We start from the raw sequence: 13,486 nt of genomic DNA on the forward strand, positions 1-13,486 counted from the left end.
TTTTATGAAATAACGGATCGAATGAGTGACCCCCTCACTTATTCGATCCGTTTTTGCATTTTCATTTTAGAATAATCGTTTAGACGAAGTGTCTAAAATGGTCATTTTTGCACATTTCCTATTGCTGGATAACTGAAAATGGGCTTATAATAAATACATAATTTTTGTACTGGACGGTCAGTTCAAAAAAGGAGGAAGCATGAAACAGCAAACGAAGGAAATTATTTTTAACGGCGCACTCAAGGCTTTTTCCGAACGAGGATTTAATGATACAAATATGGAGGAAATTGCCAAGGTATGTGGCATAGCCAAAGGAACCCTGTACTACAATTTTAAAAACAAGCAAGAATTGTACATTTACATTTTGAAGATGGGAATGGAACGTTTTGTCCAGGATATCCATGAAGCGATGGCTCAAATTCCTATGGATCAGGTAGAAGTGAGGGTTCGCAAGCTGATCCAAGTACATATTGAGTTCATTGGGAGAGAGCCGGATTTTTGCCGTCTACTGGTCAGTAAGGGATGGGTCTCGCAGGAACAGCATTTTAATATTAGGCAGGTGCTGGCAGACTATTTTGATTTTATGGAGGCAGAGATTGATTCCGGCAAGTTCTATGGAAAAATTTCGAGTAAGCTGGATGCAAAAACGACTGCAAATTGTTTATTCGGCATTTACATTTTTACTCCAATGCGGTCGATGGTATGGGGCGAAACGATGAATCTGCAGGAAGTTCGTGAAAGTACCGAAGTATTTGTATGTAACGCGCTGGGGATGCAACATTAAATAGACAAGTGGAGTGATGAGAACATGAAAGCCAAAAAATATGCGATTTACATCGTACTTATTATTTTAATCGCTGTAGGAATCTATGCTTTGACTGCTTTCCCACGAGGGAGCAGCAGCTTATCCGCAGATGAATCTTCTTCTATCCCTACGGCTTATGTAGAATCCGATACGCTCAATGCCAGCTTTAAGATGGCGGGACGTATTGATCAGATGCTGGTGAATGAGGGCGACAAGGTAAAAAAAGGGCAGGTGATAGCCCATCTGGAAAGCCGTGAGCTGGAAGATAAGGTGAAGCAAGCACAGGCTGCTTTGCTGGCAGCCAAGAGCAATGTGTCCAAAGCGAAAGCCAGCGTATTGCAGGCTCAAGCAGGCGTAGGCCAGGCACAGGCTACCGTGAGCGCCGCTCAGGCTAAGAAGAGCCAAGGTACGACAGCGGTCAGTGTGACTGCTGAGGCTTCCTCCAGCCAGATAGAACAGGCCCAAGCGGCTGCGAACGCCGCCAAAGCGAAACTGGATGCCCTCAAGAGCGGGGCAAGACCGCAGGAGCTTGAGCAATTGCAAGCATCTGTGAAGGTAGCGAAGGAAACGCTGGACCTGACTGTTAAAAATCTGGAGCGTGCCAAAAAACTTCAAGAAGCCGGTGCAGCAACTCAGGCCTCACTGGATCAAGCGACATTGGAACATCAACAGGCAGTGGCCAAGTATAATGCTGAGTCGCAAAAATTGGATATGGCGCGGGAGGGAAGCCGTAAGGAGGAAATTACGGCGGCTGAAGCTCAATACCGTCAAGCCTTGGCTGCAGTGAAGGAAGCACAGGCAGGAGCGGGCAAAGTGGCTGTGCAACAGGAAGATGTCAAAGCTGCTCAGGCTTCGGTAGAGCAAGCGCAATCCGCTGTGAAGGCTGCGCAATCGACGGTAGAGCAGGCACAATCTGCGGTTGAAGGTGCCAATGCTCAGGTAGCCCAAGCGGAAGCTGCACTTCAGGAGGCTCAGACCTATTTGGGCTATACTACGCTGCGTGCGCCTGAGGATGGGATCGTAAAATCCAAGTCGCTTAGCTTGGGTGAGATGGCTAGCGCAGGATTTCCTGTCTATACTATTGAAACATCCACACAGCGTTGGGCTAAATTCTATGTACCGGAAACGTCTCTGAACGGTCTTCAAGCAGGGGATACAGTTCAAGTTAAATTACTGTCAGGCGGTAAGGAGCTGAAGGGCAAAGTCATTCTGTTAGAATCGGCTGCGGACTTTGCCATTCAAAAACCGAGCCAAAGCTCAGGTGATAAGGATGTCCGTTCCTTTGGTGTGAAGGTAGCATTACCGGATCTTGCGGCTTCCGTTCCAACAGGCTCCACGGTTCTGTTTACAGGCAAAGGGGCGCAGTAATATGCAGGGTTCACAGGAAAGACTTCGTATCCGCGATGTGTTTCGCGAGGAATGGCTGAGTATCTTCCGGGACCGCCGCTTTATGGCTATTCTGCTGATTACGCCAATTGTGTATACGATACTGTTCGGCTTCCTGTATTCGCATCAGCGGATTACCGAGATGCCTGTTACGGTGTATGACGGAGATAATTCGCAGCTTAGTCGCCAAATCATTCAGGCGTTCGACGCGACTGATTCATTTGCCGTTACACGGCAGGTGACCAATCAGGATGATGTAGTCCGCCAGGTGGAGACTGGGGAAGCCAAGGTCGGAATTGTCATTCCAGATAACTTTACCACTCGGCTTAAGCATGGGGAAAATCCACCTGTGCTTACGCTGATTGACGGCAGTAATATGATGTATTCCAATAGTGCCAGTCGGATTGCCAATCAGGTCATTAGTAGCGTGAGTGCCGGAGTATCGCTCAATTCCATGAAGCAAAAGGGAATGAACGCCGATCAGGCCGCCTCGACGCTGACTACCATCCCGTTCCGATCCAGAGTGCTATTTAACCCGGTATATGATTATAAGCTTTTCATGCCGTTGGGGGTTATTTCTGCGGCTCTCCAGCAGTGTTTGCTGCTAGGTATTGCGTTGTCTTGCACGCGTGATAAGGAAGCTGGGACTTGGGGAAGATTTGGCGCATGGAAAAACACCCCTTGGCGCTTGGCTATTGCCAAGCTAGCACCCTATTATGCGGCGGGAGCTTTTAATGTGCTGACTGTATTCAGTATTAGCGCTTTATGCTTCGATATTCCGTTTAGGGGACAGGTACTGCCATTGATTTTGGTTTCGCTGGTCTTTAACTTTGCTTTGTGTGGATTAGGGTTCCTGTTCAGTCTCTTTTCCAAGACCAGAGTGGATGCAACACAAACTCTGATGCTCATTGCTGTTCCTTCCTTTATGCTGTCAGGTTATACGTGGCCATTAGAAGCAATGCCCGGCTTCTTGCGAGGGCTTGCTGAAATATTGCCGCTGACGTATTATCTGGACGCAGTACGGAACATTACGCTCAAGGGTCTGGATATCACATACATCTTTAAGGATTTGATTGCTCTGGGCGTCATTGGTTGTGTGAGTCTGCTGGTAGCCTTCGTGATCTATCCGTTATTCTTTAGACAACATCAGACGACAGCACAGCATGCCGATGTGCCCGCTCAAGAAGGGTTCACACTTAAAGGCTGAGAGCAATTTTAAATATGGATATTCAAAAGGCAGATCAGATGTAACCCTGATCTGCCTTTTATTTATTAGTATGGTTTAAAAGTGAAGTATTATTGCGTTTTGAGATCCTCAATAGAATCAATGGGTACATAGGATGGAACGACAAGTCCGGACATAACGCCAGTCATGCTGGTTCCGATGTCATCTACTTTATCCTTGTATTGAGCCCAATAATCAGCATGCGTCAATGGAAGCCAGGCGGCTGCGGTAGCATCTACACTTCCGCCAGCCACGCCTGTCCACATTGGGCCGATTTCCACTTGCAGCGCGGTTACTTTATAGCCCAATTTTTGTTCTAAGACATATTTCAATACGTTCGTACTGGCAATTTCCGAATCCCAAGCAGCGTAGCTCAGCTTCAGAGGATCGCCGTTGACGGGCTGCAAACCCTTGATCCATTCCTGTACTTTATCAGGATGCTTATCAGCCCAGTTCTTGGCAGCCTGCTGTGGGGGAGTACCATCTTGAATTGCGATCATCACTTCACCCATATCTTCAGCAGTCCACTTGAAACGGCTTAGAAATTCATAAGCCACAGGAGCATCCTGTTTCAACCCTTTGCGGGCAATGGTATGAATTTCTTCTTTATCACCATAAGCCTTTTTAGGATCTTTTAAGTATTTCAAATCATACTTGTTAAACATCCAGTGAGGAGTCCAACCGGTTACAACGATAGGCTGCTTGGCTTTGATAGCTTTATCCAGTGTAGCGGTCATTGCAGCTCCAGAGCTTTCAAGCAGTTTCCAGTCGGACAATCCATAGTCACTGATAGCTTTAGAAGTCAGCTTCATCAGTCCGGCACCAGGGTCGGTACCGACAATGCGGTAGCCGACCTCCTTGCCAAAGTCCCCAGTAGCGGCGGAGGCTGGAGCCGCTTCGGCTCCGTTCCCCTGCAACTCAGTAATTGATTTAACATTCATGTAAGCTGGAACGACCAACCCAGTTTTAACACCAGTCATATTTGCACCTAGGTCGTCGAGTTTATCTTTGTATTTAGCCCAGTAATCCGCATGCGTTAACGGCAGCCATGCAGCCGGTGAGGCATCTACATCGCCACTAGCGACACCCGTCCACATAGGACCTGCTTCAACTTGCAGTGCGGTTACTTTGTAACCCAGATTATTTTCCATAATATATTTCAGCAAATTTGTACTCGCAATTTCCGAATCCCAAGCTACATAGCTTAGCTTAAAGGTATCGCCATTGACAGGTTGCAGTCCTTGAGTCCATTCCTGAACCTTGTCGGCATGTTTCTCCGCCCAATCCTTGGCAGCTTGCTCAGGGCTGGTCCCTTCTTGGATAGCAACCATCATTTCACCCATATCTTCTGCTGTCCATTTGAAACGTTTTAGAAACTCATAAGCAGTAGGAGCGTCCTGCTGCAAACCTTTACGGGCAATCGTATGAATACCCTCAGCTTCACCATAAGACTTTTCAGGGTCTTCCAAATATTTGAGATCATACTTGTTGAACATCCAGTGAGGAGTCCAACCGGTAATAATGATCGGTTTTTTCGCTTTGATGGCTTTGTCCAATGTGGCCGTCATGGCTGCACCGGAACCCTCGACTAGCTTCCAATCAGACAAATTGTAGTCTTGAATTGCTTTAGCCGTCGACTTCATAATGCCTGCCCCGGCATCAATACCAATAATTTTATAATCAACCTCTGCGCCAATCGGATTGGCAGCAGCACTACCTTTACCAGCAGCAGAATGATCTGTTCCAACAAAATATTGAGATGCGCCAGCGATCAGAATAACCGCTGTAACTGCAGAGGTGATCCATACTTTTTGCTTGCTGGATACACGACTTTTGCTTTTTTTTGTCGGTTTGAACAGGTTTTGTGTAAAGCGGTCAAGTACAATAGCCAGAACGACCACAGCCAAGCCGGCTTCAAAGCCTTTACCAATTTGCAGCTGGGTCACAGCACGATACACAACCGCACCGATACCTTCCGCACCGATCATGGAAGCAATAACAACCATGGACAGTGACAGCATAATCGTCTGATTAATACCAGCCATTAAGGTAGGCAATGCCAGTGGCAGCTGTACTTTAAACAGCTTTTGCGCCGATGTTGAACCAAAAGCATCAGAAGCTTCAATCAGTTCATCCGATACTTGCATAATCCCCAGGTTGGTCATGCGAATGGTTGGGGGAATCGCAAAGATTACAGAGGCGATAACACCTGGTACAACACCCAAGCTGAAAAAGGTAACCGCCGGGAGCAAGTACACGAACGCAGGCATCGTCTGCATAAAATCAAGTAAAGGCGTGATAATGCGTGATGCTGATTTACTGTATGCACACCAGATTCCGATCGGAATCCCGATAACAATGGATACAAGCGCAGATGTGATGACCAGTCCGAGCGTGTTCATCGTTTCACTCCAATAGCCGAGATTATCAATCAGCAGGAAGCCGATGACAGTGAACAGTGTAAGCTGCACCCGCCCGATCATAAAGGCGATAATCCCGATGATCACGATGAACACCAGAGGGTGCGGAAGCATGAACAAGCCAGAGAAAAAGCCTACTACCGCTTCAATTACCGAAGAAATAACATTAAACAATCCAGCCAGATGAATACCCATCCAGTCTACAATGGATTGAATCCACTCAGCGATTGGCAGTTTCGGTATCATGGGCATTCACCTCCTTTGTAGTAGGTACATCTCCACTTAGTGCACCCAGTAAAGCTCCACGGACGATAACGCCCAGCAATTTCTGCTTGTCATCGACGACAGCCAGTGGCACCTTGGACGAGCTTGTAATTTCAAACAAATCATTAATGACAGTTTCAGCAGGAACCTGCGGTCCGTCCGTGATCAAAATATCTTCAATCTTCAAATTGTTGCGCAGTGCATGGACAGCATCCTCGGCATTAATAACACCCAGTAGCTTTTTAGTGCGGTCAATGACGAATAGATTGGAAATCCCACGCTCCCGCATCAATTCCAGAGCTACACGTGGACCGCGGTCCATAGTGATGGTTTCTGGACGAAGCATGACATGAGCAGCCGTCAACACTTTGGACAGATCCACATCCTCGACGAAGCGGGCTACATAAGAGTTAGCTGGTTGGATCATAATTTCTTCCGGTGTACCAATTTGTACGACCACTCCGTCCCGCATCAATGCAATCCGGTCACCAATCCGCAGCGCTTCATCCAGATCATGGGTGATAAAGACAATCGTTTTCTTCATTTTATCTTGAAGCTCCAGCAGCTCATCTTGCATGTCACGGCGAATGAGAGGGTCCAATGCGCTGAATGCTTCATCCATCAGGAGAACTTCAGGGTCATTTGCCAACGCTCGTGCCAACCCGACACGCTGCTGCATACCGCCACTCAACTCATCGGGCATTTTATCGCCCCAGTTTTTAAGACCAACCAGTTCCAGCGCTGTTTGTGCCTTTTCCTGGCGTTGTGCTTTATCTACCTTTTGAATTTCAAGACCGTATTCTACATTTTCCAATACAGTCCGATGTGGGAACAGGGCGAACTTTTGAAAAACCATGCTGATGGTTTTACGACGAACCTCGCGGAGTTGTTCTTTGTTCATCTTACGGAGATCTTTGCCGTGGACCAGAATTTCACCGGAGGTAGGCTCAATCAAGCGATTTAGCATTCGCACCAAAGTGGACTTGCCGCTACCTGATAACCCCATAATTACGAAAATTTCACCTTGCTTAATTTGCATGTTGGCCTTGTTAACACCAACAGTAATCTGTTTTTCTTTGGCCAGCTTTTCTTTGCCCCAGCCTTGCTCCAGGAGCGGAACACCTTGCTCTGCGTGAGGACCAAAGAGTTTGCTGACATTTTTGACTTCCAAAATCGTCATACATACACCTCTTCTTTCTATACTTTGCTTGGTATTAACCCCATGTTGCATGATGGATTGAGTATAAAAATCATAATTCTGTACATCCTGAACGGTTAATGACAAAATTAATTGTAACAGAAGCATTGCTTACATTTCAAACAAAAAAACTGTTCGTAAAGTACGTACAGAAAAAACTGTACAAACTTTCCTTCGATATGCTCCTTCGTTCTTTAGAATGCTCAAACATTCGGAACTTTACAACCGATAGTGCTTTTTTTAAAATAGACAATGAAATATGACCATAACAAAAAGATTTATGTATATCCATAATTTTAAAAGTTTACTATCATTAGCAATTTTGCGAATTATGATTTTGAACGATCATGCTGTTGTAATATAGACAGAAGCTTTGCTTTTGAAACATTTCATTCAGTATTGAAAGATTTCATATATTGCGTCAAAGCTAATCCTTTACGGGTAAGTCGTTCATACTAGGTTGTGCAAAATGCTCTAAAATTAGGAGGTTGCAAGCATGAGCTTGTACCAGTTAGGTGATGAGCAGCAGGCGTCGCTGCAAAAAATTCGCAAACGTGTCATAGAAGCTATAGGTAAAAACATGGACCTATATGGGATCACTCTGTCTGCGGGGCATTTGTACGGTTTGCTTTTTTTTGCGGATAAACCGATGACGCTGGATGAGATGGGCCGTGAAATGGAAATGAGCAAAACGAGCATGAGTACAGGAGTTCGAACGTTGTTGGATCTGAAAATGGTGAACAAGGTATGGAGCAAAGGCTCACGCAAGGACTTGTATGAAGTCGAGTATGACTGGTATCAAACCTTTACTGACTTCTTCGCTATTAAATGGAGAAAAGCAGTAGAAACAAATTTACTCGTACTGCGCAAAGCCATTGAGGAACTGGACAAATTGATGGCACAGGGTGAAGAATACGAGGAATTTAAGACCATTCTTCAGCAAGACCGTATGAAAATGAAGCAGGCCGTGGCTTATTACAAGTGGCTAGACCGATTGATTGATTCGATGGAAAGCGAAGAAATTTACAAGCTGATTCCGAAAGAAGAGGTTCGGGATTAAGCAAGATCCACTCATTCTGTCTACAAAATGCCGGAGCGCAAAAGCGCTTCCGGTATTTTTTGGTTTGGTCCTGCGCAAAGGGTATAATAGAGATATGTAAAGATTGATAGTATACCGTTATGTTGAACATACAAAATAAAGGAGGGTTCATGATGGAGAGTAATACAGTACATACTCGTCTAGGTCAATTACGTGGAGAAACGGGGAATGGATATCATGTGTGGAAAGGTATTCCATATGCGCAGCCTCCTGTTGGAAAACTTCGTTTTCACGGACCACAGCCTTTGGAGCCTTGGGAGGGTGTACGGGCTGCGACGAGTTTCGGACCCATCTGTCCGCAACCCATGCCCTCCGCTGAAAGTATGACCGGAAATCTGGTGGAACCGCCGCAGCAGTCCGAGGATTGCTTGTATCTGAACATTTGGACACCGGCTTCGAAGGCTCCTGAGAAGGGACGTCCGGTGCTGGTGTGGATTCATGGCGGTGCCTTTGTCACCGGGTCTGGGATTATACCTTTATATGACGGGGAACGCATGGCGAAGAATGGCAATGTTGTTGTAGTTACGATCAACTATCGGTTAGGACCGTTAGGATTTTTGCATTTGACTCCAAAGGGGAATGGGCTGACCTCAAATGCCGGACTGTTGGATCAAATCGCTGCGCTGGAATGGGTTCGGGATCATATTTCTGCCTTTGGCGGCAACCCGGACGAAGTAACGGTGTTCGGTGAATCGGCAGGCGCGATGAGTATTGCCGCTCTATTGGCGATGCCAGCCGCTGAGGGGCTGTTCCAGCGTGCAATTTTGCAAAGTGGAGCATCGCAGGTGTTGCCAGCTGCACAGGCTGAGCAAGTGGCGGCTGTGTATTTGCAGCAACTGGGTGTGGATGCTCAGCATCCTGAGCGATTGTTTACGCTGCCGACAGATGCGTTGATGCTCGCTATGGCCAAAACACATGAAGTCATCGGACCTGGGATGGCGATGATTTATCAACCCGTTGTAGACGGGGTGACCTTGCCGGATCTACCCCTGTCGGCAATCGCCCAAGGTTCAGCAAAACAGGTATCTGTTATGATTGGAACGAACTTGCATGAAGGGAACTATTTTATCCGCAAAGAATCCCATCTGATGAACAAGCTAACAGCACGTCAGGCATTGGAAATGATGACAGGTATGTCCGACATTGGCGACCTGATAGAACCTTTTCCAGTTACCATTGAGGGACAGGCACAAATGTTGACCGATCTCATTTTTTGGCGTCCCGCGTTGGCTCTTGCCGCTGAACAGTCGGTGTATGCATCGGTATGGATGTACCGTTTTGATTGGACACTGCCGGGCCATCCTACCTTTGGACAAGCGGTTCACGGTGCAGAAATTGCTTTTGTTTTCGATAATCTGAAGCTGCTGGATAAGCTGGGATTAGAGATTCAACCTTCGATGGAGAAGCTTGCTCATGATATGCAGCAGGCATGGGTTGCTTTTGCACGGGATGGGGAGCCTATGCTACCTGAGCGAGCATGGCCGATGTACGACAGGCAACAGCGAGCTACAGCCATTTTTCATCAGGATATTATGGTGGAACATGATCCAGAAGGGGATAGACGCCGCCAGCTAACGGGGCAGATGAGCATATAGGTAAGTACGAGGCATCGTCTAAAGGAATCAACGAAAAAGCCTTCGCCCGTATTTTGTATGCGGGCGAAGGCTTTTGTTACTAAACAGATGCAGTGCTGTTGAGCTTTCGTTGGTGAAATTTCAATAATAGCTGTGGAAGCTAAATCTTAAATCGCTTAACAAGCTCTTGCAGGTCCTGTGCCATGTTGGACAACTCCTGTGAGGAAGAGGCGATTTCCTCCATGGCTGCCATTTGCTCTTGAGCGGCAGCAGAGGTTGTCTGCGAACTGTCCGCCGAATTGCGGGATAGGCTTGCCAAATGGGTGACAGTGGCGGAAACTTCCTCTGTACTGGCAGAGATTTGTTCAGCAGCAGCGGACACACTTTGAATTTGTTCCACGATATGAGAAGTAGAGCGTTCAATATTCGTAAAAGCACCTTCTGCATCTTGGCTGATTCGTAATCCTTCACCTACCTGATTACGAACATTACCGTTCATCGTGGCGGTAGAGCGCTGAATCAAATCGAGCATTTGCGTAATGATCTGACTGATGGAATCGGCGCTTTCCTTGGACTGTTCCGACAGCTTGCGTACCTCTATAGCGACTACAGCAAATCCGCGCCCAGCTTCGCCTGCTCTGGAGGCTTCAATAGATGCGTTCAGGGACAATAAGTTAGTTTGCTTGGCAATGGCAGCTATAGCCGCATTCATTTGCTTCGCATCGTCCGAGAGCTGTGATAGCTCATCCATCAGGCTAGCCGTTTGGCTTACAGCTTCCAAAATGCGGTCCATTTGTGTCCGCACATGACTGATCATTTGACTACCTTGAGCTACGTCCTGCTCGGTTTGTCCTGCTGAATCCACGATGGAGCTTGCCGATTCGGCAATCGTGCTGACACCCTTCGCCATTTCTTCAACAGCATTGGCGGTTTGCTCGGATGCCTCGGCGCTGGTCGCTGCATTTTCCGCGGATTCCATAACTGTTTCCGCTACATGTTGCACGGACTCCGTCGTTTGCTCTGTGCTCTCCTTGATTATCAGGGAAGAGGAAGCAAGACGGGAGGAGGTTTGGTTGACTTCGGAGACCATTGAATGCAAGGAATGCGTCATCTGGTCAAAATTCTGTGCCAGCTCGCCGAACTCGTCTTTTCTAGACAGATTAACACGTTCGGTCAGATTTCCATCACGGACGATCCGTGTGCCTGCTTGCAGCTTTTTGAGTGGGATCAGGAATGAGCGGACCATAAGCACTATGATGATCGCAGCGGCCAGTATGGAAATAACAATTACAATCAGGCTTTGCTTCAGAATCGGTTGGGCTGCATCACTGTAATCCTCCAGATCCGATAGTGCAACAATGTTCCAGCCGGTGAGAGGGTCCTTAAGTGTAAAGGCCAGTACGTCCCGATTCATAAATTGAATTTGCGACACAGAAGGAGTATCATTTTCACCGGTTGCCGCCACTTCGGGAAGGCCCTCCATGGTGTCAGCTGGTTTTTTGCCTGTCTTAGTAAAGGCTGTCCCTGTCCCGGATACAACTTTATGATCAGAATCAACAATGATGAGTCCTCCGCGTTCACCTATCTTCACAGACTGTAGACTTTCACCCATCTTGTCCAGATTCAAAGCCAATGCAACAGCTCCTTCACCGTCCTTGAGCGTTGCCGATACATTAACTACTAAGTTCCCTGTCGTAACGCTGGCAACTGGAACACCGACGAATACCTTGCCCTTATGTAGCATTGCGTTTTTGTACCATTTTCTCTCCCTAGGATCATAATCAGCCTCCTTTTTTATCGGCGAACGGATATATTGTCCTTCCGTATTGCCAAGGAGCGCGGCATCTAACTCAGGATGAGCTTTGACGATGACGTCCAACTTTTTCTGAAGGGCTTCTTGGTTGGAACCAATGGAATCAGATTCGATCTCACTGGTAAGCACGTCTACGTCTTTTATAATCGGTGCCACATACTGATTAACATTGCTTCGGATCAGATACAGATTCGTGTTTACGGAAGCAGCCATCTGCTGACTGAGCTGTGTCGTGGCCCCCTGGTAAGAAAAGTATCCAATAAGTACGCTTGGAATCAATAACACAGCCAAAAAAGATATTATTAATTTTGTCCTCATTAAATAAAACTGCCTGAGAAACCTGTTCCACCACGGAACTGTTTGTTTTGCTTTAGTCATCGTTTTTTCTCCTCTGTGTCAGATGATCACTACATAGTTTTATTCGACATAAATCGACTAATTTTATAGATGTAATCTTTAAAAACGAGGAATAGTACACTTTTTTTGAGAAAATAGGTCTTAGGAACTAATGTTAATATGAATATGAATACATAAAAAGCCAAATCAGAGATACAAAAGCATCTTCACGATTTGGCTTGGATGAGCATGAAAGAAGATTAAGCTATTAATTTTTCTGCTGACGAGAAATCATAAAGAGTGTAATCCAGATCAGCATAAAACCAGTCAATTGCGCTACGGTAACGATTTGCTGGAAAGCGATCCAGTTAATTACGACACCAACCATGGGGAAGCTCAATTCTGCCATCGTAGCATAAGAAGCTTTGGTTGTACTTAAGCCTTTGTAATACAGTAATAAACTGAGAAGACCCGGAAGCAATGCTTGCAGCAGCAAGTTGATAATTACAGCTGCGCCCGCCCATGTACCTGTAGGCATATTCCACGGAGCATGCTCCACCGAGGTGAGAACAATGAGCAGAGGGAGCGCCACCATGAAGCGGAGGGAGGTTACTGTCTCATATTTCATCGAACGAAGCAAGTAGCTACCCATAACGGTCGAACCGCCCCACAGAACCGCTGCACCTAGTGCGAGCAGACTACCAATGTGAACAAAATCATGAACATGCCCAAAGGGAAGCGACCAACCGAAGGTTAGAAGATACGTTCCGAACAGAGCGATGACAATTAATATTCCAAAATGACGCGGTAGCATTTCCTTCAATATAACGCGGGCCAAAATAATAGCAACCAAAGGCTGAAGCTTCTGGAGCAAAAGAACTGCATTCAGATCACCGTTGCTGAGTGCCATGGTGAAAATCACACTGGCCAGTGCCGAGCCGCCCCACGAGACGAACAAAATAGCGAAAACCTGACGAAATCGTATCGTTTTGAGCTCCTCGCGATGCTTCCACAGCATCGGCGTCAGAGCGATAAAGAGCAGCACATGCTCCATCAGTACGATTTGTGCTGAGGTAAATGACTTTAACAAAATAATACGAAACAGCGGGTCTGCACCCCACAAGGCCGCTCCGATCGCGACTAGCCAAAAACCGCTTTTCATGTGGGAGCTACGATCAAAACCTTTGGATGATAGTACAGTTGATGATTGACTCATACTTATTTAGCTCCTTGCGAATACAGGACCGGTGGCACAAAAACCCCCGTCCATGGCGAAAGCCATGCAAGACGGGGGTTGATCAAATAAACTTGCCGTTTGATACAAGTTAAATGAAGTTACTGCAAAAACTATAGCGCAGCATTCATT

9 protein-coding genes are annotated in these 13,486 nt (G+C 46.6%); 5 read left to right on the forward strand and 4 right to left on the reverse strand.

The genetic code is table 11. The features are described 5' to 3' along the window. Positions 1 to 199: 199 nt before the first annotated feature. The 3 genes from MMB75_RS07455 to MMB75_RS07465 are packed head-to-tail and all read left to right on the forward strand — an operon-like array spanning position 200 to position 3,398. Positions 200 to 784 carry a TetR/AcrR family transcriptional regulator gene (locus tag MMB75_RS07455; RefSeq protein WP_016821184.1) on the forward strand — a complete coding sequence of 195 codons (585 nt, stop codon included), beginning with the start codon at positions 200 to 202 and terminating at the stop codon, positions 782 to 784. 24 nt (positions 785 to 808) lie between these two features. After that, positions 809 to 2,173: an HlyD family secretion protein gene (locus MMB75_RS07460; protein ID WP_019686543.1), complete on the forward strand. Its 1,365-nt coding sequence runs from the start codon at positions 809 to 811 to the stop codon at positions 2,171 to 2,173. 1 nt (position 2,174) lies between these two features. Next, a complete protein-coding gene (locus MMB75_RS07465; protein ID WP_277507394.1) occupies positions 2,175 to 3,398 on the forward strand; it encodes an ABC transporter permease in 1,224 nt (407 codons plus the stop codon). Between the two features lie 89 nt (positions 3,399 to 3,487). On the opposite strand, the gene MMB75_RS07470 is transcribed toward MMB75_RS07465, so the two are convergent. Both MMB75_RS07470 and MMB75_RS07475 read right to left on the reverse strand, forming a co-directional pair. Continuing rightward, entirely contained in the window at positions 3,488 to 6,082 is a 2,595-nt protein-coding gene (locus MMB75_RS07470; protein ID WP_277507395.1) for a glycine betaine ABC transporter substrate-binding protein, read from the reverse strand. Beyond that, positions 6,057 to 7,280: a quaternary amine ABC transporter ATP-binding protein gene (locus MMB75_RS07475; protein ID WP_017426515.1), complete on the reverse strand. Its 1,224-nt coding sequence runs from the start codon at positions 7,278 to 7,280 to the stop codon at positions 6,057 to 6,059. The genes MMB75_RS07470 and MMB75_RS07475 overlap by 26 nt, the downstream gene beginning before the upstream one ends. 514 nt (positions 7,281 to 7,794) lie before the next feature. Between MMB75_RS07475 and MMB75_RS07480 the strand changes: the two genes are divergently transcribed. After that, positions 7,795 to 8,358, forward strand: coding sequence for a GbsR/MarR family transcriptional regulator (locus tag MMB75_RS07480; protein ID WP_019686546.1), 564 nt, complete (start codon positions 7,795 to 7,797; stop codon positions 8,356 to 8,358). 152 nt (positions 8,359 to 8,510) lie between these two features. Further along, positions 8,511 to 9,992 carry a carboxylesterase/lipase family protein gene (locus MMB75_RS07485; RefSeq protein WP_277507813.1) on the forward strand — a complete coding sequence of 494 codons (1,482 nt, stop codon included), beginning with the start codon at positions 8,511 to 8,513 and terminating at the stop codon, positions 9,990 to 9,992. A gap of 139 nt (positions 9,993 to 10,131) precedes the next feature. Here MMB75_RS07485 and MMB75_RS07490 read toward each other — a convergent pair whose 3' ends face one another. After that, on the reverse strand, positions 10,132 to 12,162 hold the full coding sequence (locus MMB75_RS07490) for a methyl-accepting chemotaxis protein (protein ID WP_277507397.1): 2,031 nt from the start codon (positions 12,160 to 12,162) through the stop codon (positions 10,132 to 10,134). A gap of 226 nt (positions 12,163 to 12,388) precedes the next feature. Then, positions 12,389 to 13,336 (reverse strand): DMT family transporter, encoded by a 948-nt coding sequence (locus MMB75_RS07495; protein ID WP_044785789.1) that lies wholly within the window; start codon positions 13,334 to 13,336, stop codon positions 12,389 to 12,391. Positions 13,337 to 13,486 lie beyond the last annotated feature (150 nt).

The organism is Paenibacillus sp. P2(2022) (genome assembly GCF_029522175.1).
Lineage (GTDB): Bacteria > Bacillota > Bacilli > Paenibacillales > Paenibacillaceae > Paenibacillus > Paenibacillus polymyxa.